At 62.8% G+C, this 23,950-nt stretch carries 16 protein-coding genes; 11 read left to right on the forward strand and 5 right to left on the reverse strand.

The annotated features are described in order from the left end of the window. Nucleotides 1-357: 357 nt before the first annotated feature. The 3 genes from CGL56_RS15955 (at nucleotide 358) to CGL56_RS18285 (ending at nucleotide 5,921) form a co-directional block, all read left to right on the forward strand. Nucleotides 358-2,787, forward strand: coding sequence for a zinc-dependent metalloprotease (locus CGL56_RS15955; RefSeq protein WP_099107583.1), 2,430 nt, complete (start codon nucleotides 358-360; stop codon nucleotides 2,785-2,787). Between the two features lie 303 nt (nucleotides 2,788-3,090). Then, nucleotides 3,091-5,721 (forward strand): DNA gyrase/topoisomerase IV subunit A, encoded by a 2,631-nt coding sequence (locus CGL56_RS15960; RefSeq protein WP_099107584.1) that lies wholly within the window; start codon nucleotides 3,091-3,093, stop codon nucleotides 5,719-5,721. Between the two features lie 32 nt (nucleotides 5,722-5,753). Beyond that, nucleotides 5,754-5,921, forward strand: a complete 168-nt coding sequence (locus CGL56_RS18285; protein WP_167641663.1) for a hypothetical protein — start codon at nucleotides 5,754-5,756, stop codon at nucleotides 5,919-5,921. Nucleotides 5,922-6,586: 665 nt separating this feature from the next. On the opposite strand, the gene CGL56_RS15970 is transcribed toward CGL56_RS18285, so the two are convergent. Next, nucleotides 6,587-7,171: a thymidine kinase gene (locus CGL56_RS15970; RefSeq protein ID WP_099107586.1), complete on the reverse strand. Its 585-nt coding sequence runs from the start codon at nucleotides 7,169-7,171 to the stop codon at nucleotides 6,587-6,589. Between the two features lie 49 nt (nucleotides 7,172-7,220). On the opposite strand from CGL56_RS15970, the gene CGL56_RS18290 reads away from it, so the two are divergent. Both CGL56_RS18290 and CGL56_RS15985 read left to right on the forward strand, forming a co-directional pair. Next, entirely contained in the window at nucleotides 7,221-7,967 is a 747-nt protein-coding gene (locus CGL56_RS18290; protein ID WP_167641662.1) for a hypothetical protein, read from the forward strand. Further along, complete coding sequence (locus tag CGL56_RS15985; RefSeq protein ID WP_099107589.1) at nucleotides 7,960-9,423, forward strand: DUF1499 domain-containing protein; 1,464 nt, start codon at nucleotides 7,960-7,962, stop codon at nucleotides 9,421-9,423. The genes CGL56_RS18290 and CGL56_RS15985 overlap by 8 nt, the downstream gene beginning before the upstream one ends. Before the next feature lies 1 nt (nucleotide 9,424). Here the strand turns inward: CGL56_RS15985 and CGL56_RS15990 are convergent, their stop codons facing one another. Together CGL56_RS15990 and CGL56_RS15995 are read right to left on the reverse strand one after the other, a co-directional pair. Continuing rightward, nucleotides 9,425-10,429: an AAA family ATPase gene (locus CGL56_RS15990; RefSeq protein ID WP_099107590.1), complete on the reverse strand. Its 1,005-nt coding sequence runs from the start codon at nucleotides 10,427-10,429 to the stop codon at nucleotides 9,425-9,427. Between the two features lie 9 nt (nucleotides 10,430-10,438). Then, complete coding sequence (locus CGL56_RS15995) at nucleotides 10,439-11,281, reverse strand: zinc-dependent peptidase (RefSeq protein ID WP_099107591.1); 843 nt, start codon at nucleotides 11,279-11,281, stop codon at nucleotides 10,439-10,441. A 106-nt stretch (nucleotides 11,282-11,387) separates the two neighbouring features. Between CGL56_RS15995 and CGL56_RS16000 the strand changes: the two genes are divergently transcribed. Both CGL56_RS16000 and CGL56_RS16005 read left to right on the forward strand, forming a co-directional pair. Then, on the forward strand, nucleotides 11,388-11,813 hold the full coding sequence (locus tag CGL56_RS16000) for a CBS domain-containing protein (RefSeq protein WP_167641661.1): 426 nt from the start codon (nucleotides 11,388-11,390) through the stop codon (nucleotides 11,811-11,813). An 82-nt stretch (nucleotides 11,814-11,895) separates the two neighbouring features. Then, nucleotides 11,896-13,599, forward strand: coding sequence for an alpha/beta hydrolase-fold protein (locus CGL56_RS16005; RefSeq protein ID WP_099107593.1), 1,704 nt, complete (start codon nucleotides 11,896-11,898; stop codon nucleotides 13,597-13,599). 247 nt (nucleotides 13,600-13,846) lie between these two features. Here the strand turns inward: CGL56_RS16005 and CGL56_RS16010 are convergent, their stop codons facing one another. Beyond that, the gene (locus CGL56_RS16010) at nucleotides 13,847-15,112 is read right to left on the reverse strand and encodes an aminotransferase class I/II-fold pyridoxal phosphate-dependent enzyme (protein ID WP_099107594.1); all 1,266 of its coding nucleotides are present in this window, start codon (nucleotides 15,110-15,112) and stop codon (nucleotides 13,847-13,849) included. Between the two features lie 304 nt (nucleotides 15,113-15,416). Between CGL56_RS16010 and CGL56_RS16015 the strand changes: the two genes are divergently transcribed. After that, nucleotides 15,417-18,182, forward strand: a complete 2,766-nt coding sequence (locus CGL56_RS16015; protein WP_099107595.1) for a T9SS type A sorting domain-containing protein — start codon at nucleotides 15,417-15,419, stop codon at nucleotides 18,180-18,182. Nucleotides 18,183-18,251: 69 nt separating this feature from the next. Here the strand turns inward: CGL56_RS16015 and CGL56_RS16020 are convergent, their stop codons facing one another. Further along, on the reverse strand, nucleotides 18,252-20,105 hold the full coding sequence (locus CGL56_RS16020; protein WP_099107596.1) for a gliding motility-associated C-terminal domain-containing protein: 1,854 nt from the start codon (nucleotides 20,103-20,105) through the stop codon (nucleotides 18,252-18,254). 151 nt (nucleotides 20,106-20,256) lie between these two features. Here CGL56_RS16020 and CGL56_RS16025 point away from each other — a divergent pair, with 151 nt between their 5' ends. From CGL56_RS16025 to CGL56_RS16035, 3 genes are all read left to right on the forward strand, one after another. Then, nucleotides 20,257-21,417 (forward strand): patatin-like phospholipase family protein, encoded by a 1,161-nt coding sequence (locus CGL56_RS16025; RefSeq protein ID WP_099107597.1) that lies wholly within the window; start codon nucleotides 20,257-20,259, stop codon nucleotides 21,415-21,417. Nucleotides 21,418-22,051: 634 nt separating this feature from the next. Then, the gene (locus CGL56_RS16030; protein ID WP_167641660.1) at nucleotides 22,052-23,302 is read left to right on the forward strand and encodes a T9SS type A sorting domain-containing protein; all 1,251 of its coding nucleotides are present in this window, start codon (nucleotides 22,052-22,054) and stop codon (nucleotides 23,300-23,302) included. Between the two features lie 84 nt (nucleotides 23,303-23,386). Further along, entirely contained in the window at nucleotides 23,387-23,935 is a 549-nt protein-coding gene (locus CGL56_RS16035) for a GNAT family N-acetyltransferase (protein WP_099107599.1), read from the forward strand. The last annotated feature ends 15 nt before the right edge of the window (nucleotides 23,936-23,950 follow it).

Raw genomic sequence — 23,950 nt, forward strand, 5'->3', positions numbered from 1 at the left:
GGTAAGCGGGATGAGCGACTCCAGGCGCGATTTTGGATCGGGCTAGAAATCCCTCAGCCCGTGGGTGGTAAGCGGGATGAGCGACTCCCGGCGCGATTTCTATCGGGCTAGAAAGCCCTCAGCCCGTGAGTGGTAAGCGGGATGAGCGGCTCCAGGCGCGATTTTTATTAGGCTAGAAAGCCCTCAGCCCGTGAGTGGTAAGCGGGGTGAGCGACTCCAGGCGCGATTTTTATCGGGCTAGAAAGCCCTCAGCCCGTGAGTGGTAACCGGGGTGAGCGGCTCCAGGCACGATTAGGTTCCGTAAGGAACTATACATGTTATCTTCGACCATCCCCTTTTGCCCAAAATATGGCCTCTATGCGACTACTCGTACTCTGTCTTTTTCTGACCACCGGAATGCTCCAGGCACAGGACACCGATAAGAAAGAAACCCCCACCATCGCCAAGAAGACGGAGGGGATGGAAAAGCAGGAAGGGTTTTTCAACTACTACTGGAGCGCCGAGGAGGGCAAGGTGTACCTGGAAATCGACCGTTGGAACGATGACTTTCTTTACGTCAACAGCCTGGCCGCGGGACTGGGCAGCAACGACATCGGCCTGGACCGCAACCAGCTCGGCGACACCCGCGTGGTGTTCTTCCGGCGCGTCGGGCCGAAGGTGCTCCTGCAGCAGCGGAACCTCGACTACCGGGCCATATCGGACAACCCCGACGAGGCGAAGAGCGTCTCCGAGGCCTTCGCCCAGTCGGTACTCGAAGGCTTCAAGGTGGTGGCCCGCGACGGCGACCGGGTGCTCATCGACCTCACCCCCCTGCTGATGAGCGACGCCCACGGCGTGGCCGCCCGCCTCAAATCGGCGAAGGAAGGTACCTACAAGGTAGCCGACGACCGCAGCGCCCTCTACCCCGAGAACACGAAGAACTTCCCGAAAAACACCGAGTTCGAAGCCACCATCACCTTCACCGGTGAGCCCACCGGCCGCAACGTGCGCAGCGTGACCCCTACCCCGGAAAGCTTCACCCTGCGCATGCACCACAGCTTCGTGGAGCTGCCCGACGACGACTATGAGCCCCGGGTATTCGACCCCCGTTCGGGCTACTACGCCCGCGGCTACGCCGACTACGCCACCCCCATCGACCAGCCCCTGCAAAAACGCTTCATCACCCGCCACCGGCTGGAGAAGAAAGACCCCTCCGCGGCCCTGAGCGATCCCGTGGAACCCATCGTGTACTACCTCGACCGCGGGGCCCCGGAGCCCATCCGCAGCGCCCTGCTGGAAGGCGCCCGCTGGTGGAACCAGGCCTACGAGGCGGCCGGCTACCGCAATGCCTTCCGGGTGGAGGTGCTGCCGGAAGACGCCGACCCCCTCGACGTCCGCTACAACGTCATCAACTGGGTACACCGATCCACCCGCGGCTGGAGCTACGGCTCCTCGGTCACCGACCCCCGGACGGGTGAGATCATCAAGGGCCACGTGCTGCTGGGCAGCCTGCGGGTGCGGCAGGATTTCCTGATTGCCCAGGGACTGGTAGCCGCCTACGGAAAGGACGGCACCACCCCCGACCCCCGGCTGGAGGAACTGGCCCTGGCCCGCCTGCGGCAGCTCAGCGCCCACGAGGTAGGCCATACCCTGGGCCTGACCCACAACTTCGCCGCCTCCACCAACGACCGGGCCTCGGTGATGGACTACCCCCACCCCTACGTCACCCTGGACGCCAACAACGAGATGGACTTCAGCGAAGCCTACGCCACCGGTATCGGTGAGTGGGACAAGCAGGCCATCAAGTACGGCTACAGCGACTTCCCCGCCGGCACCGACGAGCGGGCCGCCCTGAACGAAATCCTGGCCGAGAACGAGCGCCTCGGACTACGCTTCATCAGCGACGCCGACGCCCGCCCCTCGGGCAGCAGCCAGCCCGAAGGCCACCTCTGGGACAACGGCAGCGAACCGGTAGCGGAAATGGACCGGCTGCTCAAGCTGCGGGAAGTAGCCCTGGAGCGCTTCAGCGAGCAGAATATTCCGGTAGGCATGCCCCTCTCCGAACTCGAGAGCGTACTGGTGCCGGTCTACCTCATGCACCGCTACCAGGTGGAGGCGGTCGCGAAGGTCATTGGTGGCTACGCCTACGACTACGGCGTGCGGCAGCCGGGGGTGAAGCCCGATTACCGCCCCGTACCCGCCGCCGACCAACAGAAAGCCCGGCAGGCGCTGCTACAAACCCTGTCGCCCCAGGTACTCGACCTCCCCGCCAGCCTGCATACCCTCATCCCCCCGCCCGCCATGGGCTACGGCCGCAACCGCGAGCTGTTCAATACCCAGAACGGAGGTGGCCTGGATCCGCTGGGCATGGCGCAGGCGGCGGCCGACAACTCCCTCTCCTTCCTGCTGCACCCTGCTCGGCTGGCCCGCGTGGTCGAGCAGCGGGCCCTGTTCGGCAGCGACTACCCCACCCTGCAGCAATACCTGGATGAGAGCCGCAATGCCCTGGCCGCCCAGCTCCGCAGCGCCGGTCGGGACGCCTACGCCCGCGCCATCGCCGAGATGGCCGAGCGCCGCTTCCTCCACCAACTGATCGGCCTGGTCGCCGACAAGGACATCAGCGAGGCCGTGGTAGCCTCCGCCCTGGCCCAGGTGTTGAAGTACCGCCGCCCCGACAATGCCGCCTCCACCCCCAGCGAGCACGAGCTCTACCTGGATCAGCTGGTGCGCAGCTTCCTGGCCAATCCCGACAACTACGCCCCCGTCGAAGTACCCGATCTGCCGGACGGCTCGCCGATTGGAGGGTAGCTTATGTCCGGACACCCGGAGGTCTTTCAGACACTCCGGGGTCCTGAAGTTTTCTTGCGGAGTACGACCTCCGAGAGTCGGGTTTTGCCTTCTATACCCGGACGCCCGGAGGTCTTGCAGACGCTCCGGGGTCCTGATGGTCTCCTCCGAGAGTCGGGTTTCCAGAGCAAATCCAGGTTTCAAACATTTTGTTAGTGAAGTGAAATTGCGTACCTTCGTGCGCGGTCCGAAAAGCCCCGGTGGGCGGGGCCGCGGGTGCAAGGGCCGTGGGAAAAGCCACGGCGCGTTTTAGAACTACAGCAGATGGAAAATCAACACGGTATCGAGACGGACGGTGAGGTAGCCGGACTAAAGGGCATGTACGAGGATTACTTCCTCGACTACGCCAGTTACGTAATCCTGGAGCGGGCCGTTCCCGCCATCGAAGACGGCCTCAAGCCGGTACAACGCCGCATCCTCCACGCCCTCAAGGAAATGGACGACGGCCGCTACCACAAGGTGGCCAACGTGATCGGGCAAACGATGCAGTACCACCCCCACGGCGACGCTGCCATCGGTGATGCCCTCGTGAACCTGGGCCAGAAGGAGCTGATGATCGATCCCCAGGGGAACTGGGGAAATACCCTTACCGGCGACTCGGCCGCGGCCAGCCGCTACATCGAGGCGCGGCTCACCAAGTTCGCCCTGGACGTGGTGTTCAACCCCCAGACCACCGAGTGGCAGCTGAGCTACGACGGCCGGAAGAAGGAGCCCGTCAACCTGCCCATGAAGTTCCCCATGCTGCTCGCCCAGGGCGCCGAGGGAATCGCCGTGGGACTGAGCACGAAGATCCTGCCCCACAACTTCATCGAGCTCTGCAAGGCCAGCATCAAGATCCTGGAGGGCAAGAAGGTGAAGATCTACCCCGACTTCCCCACCGGCGGCACCATCGACGTCAGCGACTACCAGAGCGGCAAGCGGGGCGGCCGGGTTAAGATCCGGGCTACCATCGAGAAGATCGACAACAAGTTCATCGCCATCCGGGAGATCCCCTACGGCATGACGACCCAGACCCTGATCGACAGCATCATCAAGGCCAACGACAAGGGCAAGATCAAGATCAAGAAGGTCACCGACAACACCGCCGCCGAGGTCGAGCTGCTGATCGAACTGGCACCCGGCATCAGTCCGGACGTGACCATCGACGCCCTCTACGCCTTCACCAACTGCGAACTGTCGGTATCCCCCAACGCCTGCGTGATCATCGAGGGGGACAAGCCCCACTTCGTCACCGTGGAGGACATCCTGCAGTACAATACCCAGCAGACCAAGGACCTGCTGCGACAGGAACTGCTCATCCGCCAGGGGGAACTGGAAGAGAAGATCCACTTCGCCAGCCTCGAGAAGATCTTCATCGAGCGGAGGATCTACCGCGACATCGAGGAAGCCGAGAGCTTCGAGCAGGTGCTGGAGATCATCCGCAAGGGCCTGCAGAAGTACGTCCGTGAGCCGCAGGAGAAGGCGAAGAAGAACGACGACCGCCTGCTGCTTTACCGGGCCGTCAGCGACGACGACATCACCCGCCTGACCGAGATCCGGATCAAGCGCATCTCGAAGTACAACAGCTTCAAGGCCGACGAGCTCATGGCCAAGCTGGAAGAGGAACTGCAGGAAGTGCGCCACCACCTGGAGCACCTCACCGAATACGCCATCAGCTGGTACCAGGGGCTGCTCGACAAGTACGGCAAGGGCCGCGAACGCAAGACCCAGATCTCCACCTTCGAGAAAGTGGAAGTGGCCGCCGTAGCCGCTAACAATACCAAGCTTTACGTCGACCGCAAGGAAGGATTTGTGGGACAGGGACTGAAGAAGGAAGAGTTCGTCTGCGACTGCTCCGACGTGGACGATATCATCGTCTTCCGCCGCGATGGCGTGATGACGGTCACCCGCATCGACGACAAGACCTTTGTAGGCAAGGACATCATCCACGTCAATGTCTGGAAGAAAGGCGACGAGCGCACCACCTACAACCTGGTCTACCTCGACGGCAAGACCGGCCGCGCCATGGCCAAACGCTTCAACGTGACGGCCATCACCCGCGACCGGGAGTACGACCTCACCAAGGGCAACAAGGGCTCCAAACTGCTCTACTTCAGCGCCAACCCGAACGGGGAGGCGGAGATCATCACCGCCCAACTGAGCCAGTCGTCCAAGGCCCGTCAGAAGACCTTCGACTTCGACTTCTCCGAACTGGCCATCAAGAGCCGGGGCGCGGCGGGCAATATCATGACCCGCTACCCCGTCCGCAAGGTCACCCTCAAGGAAGTGGGTAAGAGTACCCTGGGCGCCATGAAGGTGTGGATGGACGAAGTGAGCGGCCGCCTCAACCTCGACGAGCGCGGACAATTCCTCGGTGGATTCGACACCGGCGACCTCATCCTGGCCCTCTACAAGGACGGCAGCTACGAACGGGAAGAGCTGGACCTCACCCGCCGCTACGAGCCGGACAACCTCTACTTCATCGGCAAGTACGAGGAGGACATGGTCGTAAGTGCCGTCTACTACGAAGGCGAACGCGGGGTAACCCTGGTGAAGCGATTCCAGATCGAAACCAGCTCTCCGGGGCAGGCCTTCAGCTACATCACCGACCACAAGCAATCCAAGCTCTACCTCGCCACCGTCCACCCGGCACCGGAAGTGAGCTACGGCTGGCGCGAGAAGCGGGAGAAGCGGGAGAAGACCGTGAAGCTGGCCGAATTCATCGACGTGAAGGGCTGGAAGTCGCTCGGCAACCGCCTGCACGATGGAAAGCTCATCAGCATCAAGGAACTCAACCCGCCCTACCTGCCCGTGGAAAAGGACCCTGCCCCCGCCAAGGGCAAGAATGGCTCCTCGAACGGCAAGGGCGGCAAGGAGGAGATCAAGCCGGGAGATACCATCGAACTGGACTTCTAGGGCGCTGCCCTCCCTGAGCTTACCTTTGCCGGATGGGAAAGCAATCCACCCGCCATCGCTACCGTACCCGCCGGGAGAAGAACCAGGCCGTCAGCCGTATCGTCCGCATCCTGCTGATCGGAGGCGTGGTCTTTTTCCTCCTCCTCCTGATCAAGAACTGGCGGGAGTGGTGGGCGTACTACAAGACGTACTTCTACTAAGCTCAGGTCGAGGCCTTCCAGGCCGAGTGCTTCTCCCCCGCCGGCTGAGACATCAGATGATTCCCTCCTGCGTCGCTCAACATCTGATGACATGCCGGCCTGGACGCGCACAGCGAGCTGCCTTGGAAATAGCACATGGTAAGTTTCTCAGTGCACCTCTGCGCCTCCGTGGTCAGAAAACAATCGGGCCTGGAGCCCCTTCGCCCGGGGCATACGCGCGTAGCGAGCTGCCCTGCAAATGGGACATGGTACTTTGTACTTGGTAAATGGTAAATTCTTACCGCCCGGCGAAGACATCAGATGATTCCCTCCTGCGTCGCTCAACATCCGATGACATGCCGGCCTGGACGAGCGTAGTGAGCTGCCGCGCAAATGGCAACTGGTAGATTCCTCCGTGTACCTCTGCGCCTCCGTGGTCAGAAAACAGTCGGGCCTGGAGCCCCTCCGCCCGGGGCATACGCGCGTAGTGAGCTGCCGGGCAAATGGGACATGGTACTTTGTACTTGGTAAATGGTAAATTCTTACCGCCCGGCTGAGACATCAGATGATTCCCTCCTGCGTCGCTCAACATCCGATGACATGCCGGCCTAGACGAGCGTAGTGAGCTGCTGCGCAAATTCTACATCGTACTTCGTAGATGGTAAATGGTAAATCCGTTCCCGGCCCTACCGCAAATCCAGCATATTCCCCATCCGGAAGCACTTGCGGCAGCGGGCTTCGTAGAGGTCTTTTTCGCCCAGCACAACAGTGTCCTGGTTGGGGGTGAGGCGGTAGGAGTGGGTGGCCAGGTTGCCGCAGTGGGAGCAGATGGCGTGTACCTTGGTGATGTATTCGGCTACGGCCAGCAGGTCGGCCATGGGGCCGAAGGGCTTGCCGCGGAAGTCCATGTCGAGGCCGGCGATGATGATGCGCTTGCCGCGGTGCGCCAGGTCCTGGGTATGTTTGACGATGTCGGCGTCGAAGAACTGGGCCTCGTCGAGGCCGATAACCGACACCTGATCCGGCAGGTCGAGCAGCTGGGCGGAGCGGGTGATGGGGGTGGCCTGGAAGGAGTTGCTGTCGTGGGACACCACGCTCTGGTCGGCGTAGCGGGTATCGACGGCGGGCTTGAAGACGGCCACTTCCTGGCCGGCGATGCGGGCCCGCTTGAGGCGGCGGATCAGCTCCTCGGTCTTGCCCGAAAACATCGAGCCGCAGATAACTTCGAGCCAGCCACTGCGTTGACCGCTGAAGTGAGGTTCTAAAAACATAGGGTCCGCCGTATTTTGGCGGCCGAAGGTATCAAAAATTTCAGCAGTCATGCTCCAATCCAAAGCCGATAAACTCCTCAACCGCATCACGGCCCTCCACCGCAGTTTGCAGTTGAACGACGAAGACGACGCCCCGTCCGCCCTGGAGCGCGACCTCATGCTGGGGTACCTCCGCGACCTCTACGCCGTCTACCTGGACCTGGGCCAGCCCCAGTCCACCGGCCCGAAGGAGATGCCGCCGAAACCCGAAACCCCGGCCACCCCCACCCCGGAACCGAAGCCCCAGCCCGCCCCCCCGCCCCCGGTGCGGACGCCGGAGCCCGAGATCCCGGCCCCCCGCCCCGAAACCCCGGCACCCGCGGTACCGCCCGAAGTTCCCGACGTGCCCATGCCACCGCCCCCCGCCCCGCCGGTAGCTACCCACACCGCCCGCATCGATCCCGAATTCCAGCGCCCGTCCCCGGAACCGGCGGTAGCGGAACGGAAGGCCAGCCCCGATGTAGAGGCCCTCTTCCGGGAAGACGAGGAAAATGGACTCACCAACCGGCTGATGCGGCAACGGGTCACCGACCTCACGCGCTCGCTGAGCATCAACAACCGGGTGCTGTTCTCCAACAAGCTGTTCGACGGCAACGAAGACCTCAACGCGGCCCTCAAGGACCTGAACCTCCGCGGCAGCTTCGCCAACGCCAAGCCCCTGCTGGCCGACCTGGCGCGGCAGCACCAGTGGACCCACGAAGACCGGCAGGAGACCGCCCGTGAATTTATCGACCTGGTACGCCGGCGGTATGCTTAAAAAGGCACTTACGGTGGTGGGACTGCTGGCAACCGTCTTTCTCGTGTATCTGATCAGCCAGGCCGTGGCCTCCTGGTCGGCGGATCCATCGGTCGGTCACCACGCCGCCCCGCCCGCCCCCAGCGTGCTCACCATCGCCTTCGGCAGCTGTAACCGCGAGGATCGGCCCCAGGCGTACTGGGAAACCATCGCTGCCCACCACCCCGACGCCTGGCTGTGGCTGGGCGACAACGTCTACGCCGACACCGGCAACCGGGAAGCGATGGCCGCCGACTACGCCACCCAGCGCAACGCCCCGGCCTACGCCGCCTTCGTGGAGAATACCCCGCTCATTTACGGCACCTGGGACGACCACGACTACGGCAGCAACGACGCCGGCCGGGAATGGAGCGGCAAGGACATGGCCGAGGAATTACTGCTCGACTTCCTGGACGTACCCGCCGACGCCGAGGTGCGGCAGCGGCCGGGCGTCTACCAATCCTACCGCATCGGCAAGGTGAAGGTCATCCTGCTCGATACCCGCTACTTCCGCGATGCCCTCTACCCACCGGTGCGATCCGGCGACCGCTACGGGCAAAACCCCACCGGCGACGTGCTGGGAGAGGCCCAGTGGGCCTGGCTGCGGGAGGAACTGACCAACAGCGATGCGGCGGCCCACGTGATCGCCAGCAGCATCCAGGTACTGCCCACCGACCACGGTTTCGAGAAGTGGGACCTCTTCCCCGCCGCCCGCGCCCGCCTGCTGTCGCTCCTCGAAGAAGTGCGCCCCGCCCTGCCCCTGCTGCTGAGCGGCGACCGTCATCTGGCGGAAATCATGGTGGATACCGTGAACGGCTTTCCCATCCACGAGATCACCTCCAGCGGTCTCACCCACGTCTACGCCGCGGCCAACGAGGCGAACAACAAGCGGATCAGCCCCCTGATCGCCGTGCGCAACTTCGGATTGCTGCACTTCGTCGATACCCCCGGGGGACTGCAACTGCTCGCCGAAATTCGGGCCATCGAGGACAATGCCGTACTGGCTACCCTGACCCTGCCGGCCGGAAACACGAACAAAGCGGAACTGATGCCGCTTGTCTACCCTAAAGAACCCATGGCGCGCCAGCTCCCCCCCTGCCCCGAAACGCCCAACTGCGTCAGCACCCAGACCCTGCAGCCCCGCAAGCAACGGGAGCCCATTCCCTTCACCGGAAGCGTCGACGCGGCCCGCGAAAAGCTCAAGCGGGTGATCGACAATATGCCCCGCACTACCTTGATCGAGGAAGACGGCAACTACCTTCACTACACCTTCCAGACCTGGCCCATCCCTTACCTCGACGACGTGGAATTCCTGATCTCGCCCGAAGAGGGGGTGATCCACTACCGCAGCGCCAGCCGGGTGGGCCACAGCGACCTGGGCGTCAACAGCCGCCGCATGAAGAAGGTGGTTAAGGCCTACCGATCCGTGGAACCCTAAACTAGCGGGGTACGTCCAGTCCGCGCAGGATCTCGGCGATGACGTCGCTGGCGGAGTAGCCTTCCATCTCCCGTTCCGGCACCAGGATAATGCGGTGGTTGAGGGCCGGATCGGCCACGGCGCGGATGTCGTCCGGGGTTACGAAATCGCGGCCCGCCAGGGCTGCCACGGCTTTCGAGAGGCGTAGGATGGCCAGGGAAGCGCGCGGACTGGCCCCCAGGTAAAGGTCGGGATGGGTACGGGTGCGGTGTACCAGGTCGGCGATGTAGTCCAGCAGTTCGTCGCGGATGTACACCTGCTCCACCACCTCGCGGAAGCGGGCCACCTCGGCCGGCGAGAGCACCCGTTTTACTTCCTCAAGCTGCCGGTGACGGAAGTCGCTGCGGAAGCGGTACAGGATATCCCGCTCCTCCTGCTGTTCCGGGTAGTCCACCACGATGCGGAGCAGGAAGCGGTCGAGCTGGGCCTCCGGCAGCCGGTAGGTGCCCTCCTGGTCGATGGGGTTCTGGGTGGCGATCACGAAGAAGGGGTCGGGCAGGGAGTGAGTGGAGCCGTCAACCGTCACCTGCTGCTCGGCCATCACCTCGAAGAGGGCGGCCTGGGTCTTGGCGGGGGCGCGGTTGATCTCGTCGATCAGGATCAGGTTGCCGAAGATGGGGCCGGGGTGGAATTCGAAGCGCCGATCGCTGCCGTTCAGTACGGTGCTGCCGGTCACGTCGCTGGGCATCAGGTCCGGTGTGAACTGGATGCGGCGGTAGGTGGCGTCGACCGTACGGGCCAGCAGGCGGGCGGTGAGCGTCTTGGCGATGCCCGGCACCCCTTCCACCAGTACGTGTCCCCCGGCCAGCAGGGAGACGATGAGCAGGTCGACCAGGTCGCGTTGCCCCACGATCAGCTTGCCTACCTCCCCGCGGATGCGCTCGGCGGCGGCGTGGAGGGCCTGGAGGGCGTCGCGGTCGGGGCGGGTGGATTCGTCGGCGGGGCCGCGGGTGCTGGGTTCGTCCATAAGGCGCGGCTAGCGGGTGGCGGGGAGTTGAAAGAAATCGTGCAGGGCGGCAAAGCGCTCGGGGTAGCGGTGGGCGAAGCCCTCGGGGTGGCTGTGGAATACCGCCAGGGTAACGGCATTGCGGTCGATGTCCTCCAGGCCGATGAAACCCTTAAGGGCGGATTCCGAGAAGTCGGTCAGGCGGTGGATTTCCTCCCACGTCAGCGACTGGGCTGCCACGGCGGACCGTACGCCCGCGTCGATGTGGAAAAGGGCCCGGGCGTATTCGTAGAAGCCTAGCTGCAGGTATTTGTGGGGCTCAATTGCGGAGCGCAGGAAGTACTTCAGCGTCCAGATGATGACTCCGTCGCCGGGGTACATTTCGGAGGCGTGGAGGACGTCGTGTTCCGGCGTGGGGAATTGGTGGGGATAGAAAATGACGTTCTCGAAGCCCGGCAGCAGAAACTCCTCCCGGTAAAAGGTGATGGTGGCGGCCGAGGCGGCAACCATCAGGCGCACGTCGGCCGGGACGGTTTCGATGGCCATGCCCTGGAAATCGGTGGCTTCCCGCAGCAGGAAGGTGCGGCGGCGGAAGTCGCGCTTGCCCGCCAGGTCGAGGGAGCGGTAAAGGGGGAAGCGGTCCAGCAGCGGGGCAAGGTCGGTAGGCAAATCCGGCGGATGGCGCTTCCAGAACCACCAGCGCAGCTGTGGGGCCAGGGTATAGGCGCCGGCCGCCGCCAGGGCGGGCAGCAGGAGGAGCTCGGACTGCACCTCCCCGGTCTGCCAGGTGAGGACGGCCCCCAGCAGGATGAGACAAAGGGCGGCGAGGTAAATAGCGCGTACGGGGTCCATGCGGGTCAGGGGGTGCGACAATGGTACGCCAAGATAGCGGGAAATGTTGCCGCGGGGGGGGCAGCGACCGGCGGAAAATCCGTATCTTAGGGAGGATAACCCCACGGAACCGCCAACCCCTTGCCCTATGATGAATGAAGCCGTGCGGACGATCATGACGACGGAGGTCGTAACCGCCTACCCTGAACAAACCGTCGGAGAAATCGCCGAGCTCATGCTCAGCGGCCAACTGCAGCAACTGCCCGTGATCGATCACGACGGCCGGCTGGTGGGCATCATCACCTCCTACGATATGTGGCGCGACTGCCGCATTAATCCCGACAGCGAGAAGCGGCTGGTGGGCGAAGTGATGAATACCCGTGTACTCAAGCTGGCCCCCAAGGACAAGGTCGGTACCGCCGCCGAACTCTTCATGGACCGCCGCTTCAAGACGATCCCCGTAGTGAACCTGAACGGTACGCTGAAGGGGGTGGTCACCGCCTTTGACGTGATCCGGTATACCCTGCGGAAGGAGTATAAGGAGCCCATACTGTTTCGGGAGGTGATTTTGTGACCGGATAAGGCGGCTTTCGACCGGGCAGTAAAAGACCATGCATTCTCAGTAGATTGTCGACACACTACTGCTCGACCGTCCTATGCGTACCCTAATCTTCGGTTGTATTCTACTATTCACCTGCGCCTGCGTCCGCGCCCAGGCCGTTTTCTCCATCCTTTTGCCGGAAAGTCTGGCCGATAGTGCGCTCGACGGCCGCCTGTTGCTTATGCTCTCCACCGACGACAGCGCCGAGCCCCGCTTCCAGATCTCGGACGGGCCGGAAACCCAGCTGCTCTTCGGGCGGAACGTAACCAAGTGGAAGCCGGGCACCCGCGTGATGGTGGACGCAACCACCTACGGTTACCCCCTTGAATCCCTGGCCGAATTGCCTCGCGGCACCTACCGCGCCCAGGTGCTGTTGCACAAGTACGAGACCTTCCACCGCGGCGACGGGCATACGGTGCAACTGCCGATGGACCGCGGCGAAGGACAGCAGTGGAACCTCGCCCCCGGCAACCTGCTCAGTACCCCGGTAGAAATAACGGTCACCGCCGACCGATCGGCACCGATCGAACTGGCGTTCGACGATGCCATACCGCCCATCGCCGAGCCCGAGGATACCGAATACGTCAAGCACATCAAGATCCGCTCCGAACGGCTCAGTGAATTTTGGGGACGTGATATGTACCTCGGGGCTCACGTACTCCTCCCCGAAGGCTGGGCTGAGCATCCCGAGGTGGAATATCCCCTGGCCATCATGCACGGCCATTTTCCGGACGACTTCGGCGGCTGGCGGACCACCCCGCCCGACACCACCCAGCCGTGTGCTTACAGTGCCCGCTTCGGCCTGGACTGTTATAACCGTACGGTGGAGCAGGAAGCCTATGACTTTTACCAAATGTGGACGGGCCCCGACTTCCCACGCGTCATCGCCATCGAGATACAGCACGCTAACCCCTACTACGACGACAGCTACGCCGTCAATTCAGAAAACCTGGGGCCCTACGGTGACGCCATTACCTACGAACTGATCCCCGAGATTGAGCGGCGCTTCCGGGGCATCGGAGAGGGCTGGGCCCGCTTCGTGTACGGGGGCAGTACGGGAGGCTGGGAAGCACTGGCCGTACAGGTAAAATACCCGGACGAATACGGTACTTGCTATGCTGCCTGTCCGGACCCCATCGACTTTCGCGACTTCACCGTAGTGAACCTGTACGAAGACGCCAACGCCTACTACTTGGACAGCAAGTACAAACGCACCGAGCGGCCGGGGCACCGCGACAGTCTCGGCCACCTCTCCAGCACCCTGCGCGAAATGAACCAGCGCGAACTGGCCCTTGGCGACAACAGCCGCAGCGGGCAGCAGTGGGACATCTGGGAAGCCGTATACAGCCCAGTAGGACCGGATGGCTACCCCCGGCGCATCTGGGACAAGCGCTCGGGCAAGATCAACCCGGAAGTGGCGGCGTACTGGCGCGAGCACTACGACCTGACGCATATCCTGCAGCGCGACTGGTCGGAACTCGGCCCCAAGTTGAAGGGTAAGCTAAATATCTACGTCGGAGACATGGACAACTACTACCTGAACAATGCCGTCTACCGCACGGAAAAGTTCCTGCGGTCGGTAGACTTCGGGGGGGAAATCACCTACGGCGACCGCGCCGAGCACTGCTGGAATGGTGACCCCACCCAGCCCAACGCGATCAGCCGCCTGCGCTACCACCGGATGTTCATACCCAAGTGGACCGACAAAGTTGGGGAGCTAGCGCCCCAGGGCGCGGAGCTTGATTCCTGGCGGTATTAGGTCACTGCCGATGGCGGGGGGGCAATTCGCAGTGGGGGGTCATCTGGAGGGGCAGACTTCCGAGAAAATGCAGTCGTCACGCCCAGGGCCGGCTTGCCTTTCTGAAAAGTAGCCTGTAACACCCTGCAGATTGCCGGGTGAGTAAGAAAACGAAGAGGGCTTCACAAAGCACCAATCTGGTTGGCATCTCTGTAAAGCCCTCTTGCATTCGCGAAACGATATCCGCGACTTTCTGCGGTAGAAAAACCTACACCACGTTGATCTCGCCGGCGCGGAACATCTCACCCATCTGGTGGTAGGTACCGTCCTCGAGTTTGCCGCGTACGGCCTTGAAGGCGTCGATGGTGGTCTGGATGTCCTCCTCGCTGTGCTCGGCGGTGGGGATCAGGCGCAGGATCAGCTGTCCTTTGGGGATGACCGGCGGCAGTACCACCGAGCAGAAGATGTTGTAGTTCTCGCGCATGTCGTAGATGAGGGCACCGGCCTCGTAGGTGGTGCCTTTCATGAAGACGGGGGTAACGCAGGCACCGGTGTTGCCGATGTCGAAACCGGCTTCGCGGAGTCCGTTCTGGAGGTGGTGGACGTTCTTCCAGAGCTTTTCGCGGAGCTCGGGCTGTTCGCGGAGGAGCTTCAGGCGGGCCAGGCCACCCTTCACCATCGGCATACAGAGGCTCTTGGCGAAGACCTGGCTGCGCAGGTTGTAGCGGAAGAACTCGATGATCTCCTTGTCGGCGCTCACGAAAGCTCCGAAGCCCGACATGGCCTTGGCGAAGGTGGAGAAGTAGATGTCGATCTGGTCCTGGACGCCCTGCTCTTCGCCGGCACCCGCGCCGGTGGCGCCCATGGTTCCGAAGCCGTGGGCATCGTCGACCAGCAGGCGGAAGCCGTACTTCTCCTTGTACTGGCAGATCTCCTTCAGGATGCCCTGCTCACCGCGCATGCCGAACACACCTTCGGTGATGACCAGGATGCCGGAGCCGCGCTTCTCGGCTTCTTTCTTGGCCTGCTCCATGCGGACCAGGAAGTGGTCGATGTCGTTGTGGGTAAAGGCGTACTTGGGGCCCTGGTGCATGCGGATGCCGTCCATGATACAGGCGTGATCGTCGCGGTCGTACACCACCACGTCGTGGCGGGTAAGGCAGGCGTCGACGATCGACATGATGCCCTGGTAGCCGAAGTTGAGCAGCAGGGCCGCCTCCTTCTGGGTGAATTCCGCGAGCTCGCGCTCGAGTTGCTCGTGGGCGTCGGTTTCACCACTCATGATGCGGGCACCCATGGGGTAGGCCATGCCGTACTCGGCGGCGGCGTCGGCGTCGGCCTTGCGTACCTCCGGGTGGTTGGTGATGCCCAGGTAGGAGTTGATGCTCCAGATGATGCACTCCTTGCCGCGGAATTTCATCCGTGGCCCGAGCTCTCCTTCCAGCTTGGGAAAGGAGAAGTAGCCGTGGGCAACATCCTGGTACTGGCCCAGTGGGCCTTTGAATTCGCGGAATTTATCGAAGAGGTCTTTCATGCTTGCGCTTTTCGGGGGGCAAAGATACGTTTTGTGGAAGTATTGTTGGGGGTGACCCCGAATTATGGAAAAGCCGGTGGCGCGGGTGCCGGCTGGACTTTGTCGTCCAGCTGCCACTGAAGTAAGGCGCTGATCCTAAAGCCGATGGCGCTGAAATAAAGGAATCGCCCCCGCCGTTTACCAGTAGTTCTCATGAAAAATCCTCCGCGTGGCAGGGGGCTCGGTCCGGTTGTCCGGCACTGATCCGCTTTTTGTCTACTGCGCGGCGACTGGCTTTTGCCACAACCTTACGATAGTACCTTCGATGAAGTCCTTACTGCTGCCATTCCTGGCCCTGCTGCCCCTGCTGCTGGCCGGTCAAACCATACCTCACCAGATCAACGTACTCGACATCCAGCCCGACGGGGCCGACAAGGAAATCCTGGAAGTCGGCGCCCTCGGCGGGAAAGTGTTCTGGTCGGTGACCGGCGACGTGAATTACCTCTCCAGTGGCACCCTGGCCACCACCACCAGTTTCCCCGGCGGCATCGGGTTCCGCAGCGGCCTGGAGAACCTGGGCAACGCCGGCGACCTCTACTACTTCTACTACGCCCACCAGGGCAAGGGCTACTACGCCGAGGTCGACGGCCGCCTGCCGGCTCCCCGCCCCCTGCGCTTCCCCCTGCTGAACAAGGACGGATACACCTACACCAACCCGGTCATGAGTGGCGGTAAAATTTACGTGATCCGCGACCAGCGGCAGAGCTCCCCCGCCCGCCACGTACGGCAGATCCTCGAGCTCAACCCCGCCACCGAAGGGGCCACCATCGCCTACGCCGATACCCTTGACTACGTGGCCGAGCCGGACAACGGTCGCCTCGCCGAACTGGACGGCCACCTCTACTTCACCCACTTCCAGGGCGAAAGCTCCGGACCGGCCACCTACGCCGTCGCGAGCGGTACCGTGACCGATCTCGGTGTGGTTACCGGCGGCAGCCCGCTGGCGTTCCACCGCGCGGGTAACCGCATGCTGCTAAGCTACACCGATGCCATGGACCGCCCGGTAAGCCGCCTGGTCACCGCCTTCGGCAGCGAAGCCGAACACGCTACCGCCCTGCAGGCCTCGACGGCTGTCGCCCTTGAATCGGCACTCGTGGCCACGGGAACGGACGGCAAGCTCTACGCCGCCGACTACACCTCCGGCAACACTACCCTGCTGGTGGCCGGCAGCGGTGCCCACCCCCTCCGGGTGTTCCAGGTGAGCCCGACGGAAGTGCTCTACGCCCGCCCCATCCCGACCGGCGAGTGGGTACTCGGACGCACCGACGGTACCCCCGGCGGTACCCGCGACGTGGTGACCATCCCGTCGGTTGCCACCACCGGCCCCCAGGAGTTCGCCATGCTGGGTGAATTCGTGGCTTTCCTCTCCGCCAACCACCCCCTTTACCTCTTCGATCTGGGCAGTGAGGTGCTGCAGGAGGTCGCCGCCGACTGTTCGCGCTCCGTGGCCGACCCCGGCCTGGGTACCATTGGTGACCGGCTGTACTTCGCTGCCGACCACCCGGACTACGGGCGGGAAATCCACTACCTCACCATCCCGCAGCAGACCCAATTCAGCGGAACCGCTTTCCGCGACGACAACGGCAACGGCACCCAGGAATCCGGAGAACCCGGTCTGGCCAATATCCCCATCCTCGTGGACGGGGGTGAGGAGGCCCGGGTGTACACGGATTCGACGGGGCGCTTCACCCTGCTGGCGCGCCACGGCGATGACTACTCCGTCACCACCGACGCCCAGGACTGCTACCACAACACCAGCAGCCAGGAAACCTATGCCTTCACCTACAGCGTGGCGGCACCCCCCGCCATCCAGTTTGCCTTTCAGCCGGAGGAAGGTGCCGCCAGCCTTTACCTGAAGCTCAACTCCGGGCGGGTGCGCTGCAATACGGAGGTACCCTACTGGCTTACGGTCTACAACGACGGCTGCCTGCCCGCCGCCGGTACGGCCACCATCACTCTGCCCGAGAACGTGACTTACCTGGAAGCGGAACCCGCCCCGGCTACCCAGAATGGCCGCGAGCTCACCTTCACCTTCGATACCCTCCAGCCCGGACAGAGCTTCTACACCATCCTGAAGCTGAAGATGCCCGACGAAACCTTCGCCGGAGCCGACATCGAGGTGGGCGCTGCCGCGGGTGCCACGACCGCCACCGGAATCCAGGCCACGGTAACCGATACCTACACCATGCCCCTGCGCTGCGCCATCGACCCGAACGACAAACTGGTAAGCCCCAGCCGCGAAGAGCCCAGCCAGAGCAACTACACCCAGCTGGACGAAGCGATCACCTATACCCTGCGCTTCCAGAATACGGGCAACGATACGGCCTTCGACGTCCGCCTCGAAGATCAGCTTTCGCACCACCTCGACCTGAACACCTTCCGCCCCCTGGCCGCCAGCCACCCTTACACGGTGCGCATGCTGGAAGGCGGAAACGTGATCTTCCGCTTCGACAATATCTTCCTGCCCGACAGCAACGTGAACCTGGTAGGCAGCGAAGGCTTCGTCAGTTTTGAGATCAAGGCCCGCCAGGACCTGCCCGACTTCACCGTCATCGAGAACACCGCCGCCATCTACTTCGACTTCAACAAGCCGGTGATTACCAACACCGTCCGCTCCACCATGGTGGAGGCCCTGGACTGGGACCAGGACGGCTTCAATTTCTACGAGGACTGCGACGATACGAACTACGCCATCTCACCGGACGGAGTAGAACAGATGGACAGCGGCTTCGATGAAAACTGCGATGGTGTACAAGCCATCTCCGCCACCACGGCGGTCGCGGATGCCCTCGGCGGCAGCCTGAAGGTGTACCCCAACCCCGCGGGCGACTGGCTGCACCTGGAATACTCCGACCCCCTGCCCCTCCAGGCCCGGCTCGTTGACGCCACCGGGCGCGAACTGGAAAAGGTCACTTTCACCGGAGCCCTCCGCCTGGCTACGGCCGACTACCCCGCCGGAGTGTACCTGCTGAAGGTTTCCGATACCCGGACGGGAGCGAGCACCGTGCGGCGGGTGATGGTTGGGGGGTAGGCTGGTTGGCTGGTTGCTGGTTGCTGGTTGGCTGGTTTCTGGTTGGCAGCATGACGGCTGAGGCCGTCGCTACTCGACCAGGATCAGGCTACCCGTATACTGCAGGATGACCCCGTCGAGGAAGGCGACTTCAGCTACGTAGACGTAGGTGCCCGGTGGCGCGGGCTGCCCGCCGCGGGTGCCGTCCCAGCCGGCGGAGGGGTCGTTAACCGGCAGGTCGGTAGCGGCGAAGACCTCCCCGCCCCAGCGGTTGTAGATGCGCAGGCTGGGGACGAACTGGACGTTGGGGGCCTTGCCGTAGACCGTAAATCGTTCGTTGTTGCCGTCGCCGTCGGGTGAGAAAGCATTGGGGATGTACACCAGCCGTTCGGCGACGACCCGTACCCGCACGGAATCACTGGCCGCACAGCCCTCCGCGGAAGTGGCCGTCAGCCCGAGGGTGAAGGATTCAGTCGGCAGGAGTTCGAGGGTGGAGCAGGACGAGTCGCAGGTCACGCTGCCCTCCGGCGTCCAGCGGTAGCTGGTGATGGGCTGGGAATTGCGGACGGAAACCTCCAGGGTTTCCCCGAGGACGATCTCCCGATCCTCCCCGATATCGATCACGAAGGGGAAGGGGCTCTGCAGCCGGAGGGTATCGTCGGTGGTACAGCCGTAGCGGTCCCGGAGGGTGTAGGGGTAAGCGCCTTCCCCCAGGGAATCCACGGGTACGCCCAGGGGCTGGGGGTTACCGGCGAAGGTGAAGGAGTAGGGTGACCGGCCGCGGTTGATGCTGTCGAGCACCACACGGCCATCCTGCAGGTAGGTGCAGCTGGGGTCGCGTACGGTGAACTTGCCGGAGAGGATGGGGTCTGCCACCACCGTGAGGTCGAGGCGGACGATGCTGTCGCAGCCCAGGGAAGAAATCAGGGTATCCACGTAGATGCCGCTGCGGTCGTAGGAGGAGGTGCCTACTTCCCGCGTATTGCCGGAACAGATGGTATCGGTGATGAAGTACCGCTTCGGGACCACGTTCACGATTTTGGTATTGGACACGATGCGGCATTTGCTGCTGCCGAGGTTGGCGTTGCTGTTGGCCAGCAGGTAGCGGTAGAGGTAGGCCCCGCTGATGAGGCGGTCGTGGACGAAAGTGGGATCCTTGGCTCCGGGGATGTCTACCCAGCTGTCGCCGCCGTCGTAGCTGCGCTGCCACTGCAGGGCGGGGGTGGGGAACTGGTCGCCGTTGATGGTCGCCTCCAGGGTAATGGGGTCGCCATCTTCGCAGATGTTGGCCACTTCGAGGGGAAGAATGAGGGCTTCCGGTCCGCAGGCGCGGAAGCTGATGTTGTCGAGGGCCAGGTCGTTGCCGATACCCCCGGGGGCGTTATTGCGCAGTGCCAGGGTGACGGAGGTCTGTCCGGGCACGGTCTTGAAGGTAAAGCCGTAGGTCTTCCACTGCTCGTCTTCGGGGATGGGCCCGGTGGTGAAGTACTCCTGGTCGTCGATGAGGAAGGAGACGTTGGGCAGCAGGTTGTTGCTGCCGCGGCGCAGCACGTTGGTGATGTCGGCCGTGAATTGGTAGAGGGTGTTCTCACAGAGCCCGTCGACGACCTGCTGGTAGAACAGCCCGGGTTCGTAGCTGGCGTTGACGATCATCATGTAGCCGAAGGGGTCGGGGCTGTTGTCGCGGATGGGCCGCCAGGTGCTGAAGATGTTGGCCCACTGCCCCATGTCGTTGGTGATGGTGTAGAACCCGTCGTTGGGCGGCGGGGAGGACTGGTAGCGGAAGCCGGGGGCAATGCCCGGATCGGGGGTAAGCACGTTGGCGCGGCCGCTGCCGAAATCGCCGTCGGTGAAGATGTTCTCCCCCAGGTTGCCGCTGCACTGTTGGGCAGGCAGACTGAACCCCAGCAACAGAAGGAAAAACGACAGGACGGAAGCGCGCATAGCCACGGAAAAGATCGGGTTCGGAGGGGAAGCGGATAAAGGTAGGCTTTCCCCGCCTTCCCGGCACCCGCGCACCGCCGCCCCAATCGGCCGACAGTGCGTACTTTCCGTGGTGCGACGTGGTTACCGTTGCCGAACCTAAACACCCGACATGAAAAAACTAGCATTGGTCCTGAGCGGAGGCGGCTTCAAGGGGGCCTTCCAGGTAGGGGCTCTCCAGTACCTGCGCGAGAACTGGGACCGCATCGCCCCCCACCGCCCGCCCCTCTCCTTCGACATCGTGGCGGGGGTTTCGGTGGGCAGCCTCAACGGAATGATGGTGGCCCTGGACCAGTTCGACGAGCTGGAGCAACTCTGGGAGGACGTCGCCGACCGCGGGGTGAAGGAGATCTATACCTCCGACTTCATCGATACCGACACCGACCCGGACGACCCCAACCCCGAGCTGAAGTTCCGCCTGGAATGGGATACCCTGCGCGCCCAGTTCCCCCGGACCACCCGCAACATCCTGCTGAAGGCCATCTTCAACCGCAATTCCATCCTGCGGACCTTCCGCGAGGAATTCCAGCGGCTCCGGTCCATTGCCGACAATACCCCCCTGAAGCACAAGCTGATCCGCCTGGCCCGGCGCGACGCGATCCGGGATACCATCTTCAAATGCGGCTTCGTGTCGCTGAACGACGGGAAGTACTACTCGCTGAACCAAAACGACTTCAAGACCGACCTCGACTTCGCGAACGGGGTACTCGCCTCCACCGCCATGCCGATCGTCTGGGAGCCAGTAAAGGAAGTGGCCACCCGGCAGGGCATCCCCGATAGCCTGGTAGACGGGGGCATACGCGACGTATCGCCCCTGGGCGACGTCATCGACGAAATCGCGAAGGACGACAGCCCCCAGGACTACACCATCGTGATCATCAACTGCAGCTCGGGGAAGGTGACGGAGGAGACCTTCCGCGATAAGAACATCGTACAGATCGCCCTCCGCGCCCTGGTGGATATTGCCATCACCGAAATATTTAACAACGACATCCGGGAGTTCCTGGACAAGAACTACATCCTCGAACAGATACGCCGCCACCTGCCGAACGAGCCCATCTACGACTACGACGTGGCCACCGGCGGCCGGGGCAACGCCCTGAAGTTCTTCAACGCCCTGATCATCCAGCCCGAAGCCAACATCCTGGGCGACACCCTCACCGCCAGCCGGCCGCTGATCGACTACCGCCTGGCCCACGGCCGCGCCCGCGCCGAAATTGCCCTGAACCTCCACCTGAACAAGACGGGGGACGACAAATTCACGGTGGTGTAAGGAGGTGCTTCATGCTGGATATTAGATGGTTGTTGTCACACCAGCCCAGGTTGTGCACACTATCGCCTAAGGAGGTGGCGTTGTATGGGCGGGTTCCGAAATTATCTGAGCATAATCGAGGGCCCCATCGGGTAGTGACCGTGCCTTTTTGGTTGAAGACGCCGCCCGGAACCGTTCTCATACCCTATTAACTACCTTATTCCCAACCTTTACACCCCTCCAAATCGTTGCCGGGAACCACTTGCGGCCCGGCAAATATTGGTCCGGGATTTCGCCGATTGATCGGTGAATCCCGTTTCCGCTGGTAGCCTTGCCGGCAGCTGGCCTTTTCCAGGTGAAAATTGACTGATGTACGCCGTAATTCTTCCCGGATCGCGGCAAGTACGGGGGCGGGTGGGCCTATTGTCCCAGAAACATGAAAAATACACCATTTTCATTCCTCTTGTTCCTCTTGCTATTGGGGCCGCTCACCATTTCTGGTCAGGATTTTCCAGGCAAGGTCACTACTACCCACGTCAGCAGCATCTTTGATGCGATGCTTGACCCAGACGGAAATGGATGGATTACTGAATCAGACACAACCTTTACTTCCGGCACTACTGAGGCGGCCGAGTTTGAGGTGCTTATCAATAGCGTGACCGGCTGGCAAGAGGTGATGGACATCAATGAGATCCATTCGGACATTACCCCCACTTGCGGCAACTCCGACTTGATCACCGACGACGACGGGGGCGACTTCGCCTACTATAATATCATTGACCCCACACCGGCTACGCCCACTAACGGGGATGAGTATATCCTGTTCCGGTTGCGACTGGCGCAGTCGCCAAACGGTAACTTCGGATACAATTTTCTGGTAGATACGGATGCGAAATATGGAGCGGGGGTAGACCCCAACTCAATCTGCGGAAATCCCGGCTTCGAACGGGAAATTCAGTACGCCAACGCCGGTGGTAAAAAAGGAGTAAGCGTCTACAACGTTGATGGGGTAACCAACGTAAACAATATAGTTTGCAGTCAGTGTACTAGTGTCTCCGATGTGCAGCAGGCGCGGGCGGCCTCTGCCGGGGGGTGCGCTAGTTCTCCTACACCCCACTTTGTTACCTTCCCCCTGTTACTGTCCTACCTCGGGGTGCCCTCCAATATTGATCCACTGGACTTCTTCATCTCGGCGGCCACGGCCAGTTCGGGCAACGGCACCAGCGTCCTTGGTGGAGGCAACGTCACTGACCTGGGGGGGCTGGACAAGGGGCAACCGGCGTGCGGCTGTGCCGGTCAGTCGGGCTGCGACCTGTTCGACTGCCAGATTGGCTGCCTCAACACGGCCTTCGTGGCCCTGCCCGTCACCTTCAACTACTTCACGGCCGAGGCCGGCGCCCACGACGTTTACCTGCGGTGGGCCACCGCCACCGAGTCCAACAACAGCCACTTCGACCTGGAGCACAGCACCGACGGGGTGAGCTTCACGCCCCTGAGCCGCATCTTCGGGGTGGGCACTTCCACCAAGACCACGGAGTACGACTTCGTCCACCGCTTCCCCCCGGCCGGTACCCACTACTACCGGCTGCGGCAGGAGGACCTGGACGGCACCTACCGCTATAGCTCCATCGAAGCGGTCAGTTTCGGGGCGGCCCCGGAGGAAGCCTTCGCCATCGTGCCCACCATCGTCATCAACGGCAGTTTGCGGATCGAGCGATTTGCCGACGATACCGATGGCCCCGTTGAATTGACGGTGTTCGACGCCGTAGGCCGCCGGCTGTTACAGCGCCGCGTGGCCGGTAGCCGGGCCATTTCCCTGGACGTGGCCGGACTGCGCCCGGGCAACTACTTCCTGCAGCTGCGCGACGGATCCACCCTGGCTACCAAGCGCTTCGTGAAACAGTAGGCGGCGGCGCGCGGGTGCCGGGGAAAATTCCCGGCGGGCGGGAGTGAAAAATCCTAGCTTTACCACCTAACCCCCGCTAGTGTCATGCTGCAGCCCCTGCTCCGCTACCGCCCCGCCACCCCCTTCGACGCGCCCCGCATCGCGGCCCTCCACACCCGCAGCTGGCGGGAAAATTACCGGGGGGCCATGACCGACGACTACCTCGACGGGCAAGCCGCGGATGAGCGGCTGGGGGTCTGGACCCAGCGCTTCTCCGAAGAGAATCCAAACATGCAGGTATTCCTGGCGGAATCAGGGGTGAACCTGGTCGGGTTTTGCTGTCTGTTCCTGGACCACGATTCTAAAGACGGCACCCTGCTGGACAACCTCCACGTACACATCGACTACCGGGGGCGGGGGGTCGGCAAACAGCTCATGCACTGGGCCGCCAAAACGACCATGGCCCACGATCCGGCGGGTAAGCTGTACCTCTGGGTGCTGCAACAGAACACCGCCGCCGCGGCCGTGTACCGCAAGCTTGGCGGCCGCATGGGCCGCCGCGAACAACACCACATGCCGGGTACGGCTGCCGAAGGAACCCCGGCCCTCGCGGTGCACTTCGACCCGGCCGACCTGCGGGAGCGGACCCGCTGAGCGTAAACCGGCCCG

The organism is Neolewinella marina (assembly GCF_002631205.1).
Taxonomy (GTDB): domain Bacteria; phylum Bacteroidota; class Bacteroidia; order Chitinophagales; family Saprospiraceae; genus Neolewinella; species Neolewinella marina.

Excerpts from the sequence above, each read along its gene's own strand:
- CGL56_RS16010 (WP_099107594.1), bottom strand. The coding sequence starts at position 15,112 with ATGAAAGACCTCTTCGATAAATTCCGCGAATTCAAAGGCCCACTGGGC.
- CGL56_RS15990 (WP_099107590.1), bottom strand. The coding sequence starts at position 10,429 with ATGGACGAACCCAGCACCCGCGGCCCCGCCGACGAATCCACCCGCCCC.
- CGL56_RS15985 (WP_099107589.1), top strand. The coding sequence starts at position 7,960 with ATGCTTAAAAAGGCACTTACGGTGGTGGGACTGCTGGCAACCGTCTTT.
- CGL56_RS16025 (WP_099107597.1), top strand. The coding sequence starts at position 20,257 with ATGAAAAAACTAGCATTGGTCCTGAGCGGAGGCGGCTTCAAGGGGGCC.
- CGL56_RS18285 (WP_167641663.1), top strand. The coding sequence starts at position 5,754 with ATGGGAAAGCAATCCACCCGCCATCGCTACCGTACCCGCCGGGAGAAG.
- CGL56_RS18290 (WP_167641662.1), top strand. The coding sequence starts at position 7,221 with ATGCTCCAATCCAAAGCCGATAAACTCCTCAACCGCATCACGGCCCTC.
- CGL56_RS15955 (WP_099107583.1), top strand. The coding sequence starts at position 358 with ATGCGACTACTCGTACTCTGTCTTTTTCTGACCACCGGAATGCTCCAG.
- CGL56_RS16000 (WP_167641661.1), top strand. The coding sequence starts at position 11,388 with ATGATGAATGAAGCCGTGCGGACGATCATGACGACGGAGGTCGTAACC.
- CGL56_RS16035 (WP_099107599.1), top strand. The coding sequence starts at position 23,387 with ATGCTGCAGCCCCTGCTCCGCTACCGCCCCGCCACCCCCTTCGACGCG.
- CGL56_RS16015 (WP_099107595.1), top strand. The coding sequence starts at position 15,417 with ATGAAGTCCTTACTGCTGCCATTCCTGGCCCTGCTGCCCCTGCTGCTG.
- CGL56_RS15970 (WP_099107586.1), bottom strand. The coding sequence starts at position 7,171 with ATGTTTTTAGAACCTCACTTCAGCGGTCAACGCAGTGGCTGGCTCGAA.
- CGL56_RS16005 (WP_099107593.1), top strand. The coding sequence starts at position 11,896 with ATGCGTACCCTAATCTTCGGTTGTATTCTACTATTCACCTGCGCCTGC.
- CGL56_RS16020 (WP_099107596.1), bottom strand. The coding sequence starts at position 20,105 with ATGCGCGCTTCCGTCCTGTCGTTTTTCCTTCTGTTGCTGGGGTTCAGT.
- CGL56_RS15960 (WP_099107584.1), top strand. The coding sequence starts at position 3,091 with ATGGAAAATCAACACGGTATCGAGACGGACGGTGAGGTAGCCGGACTA.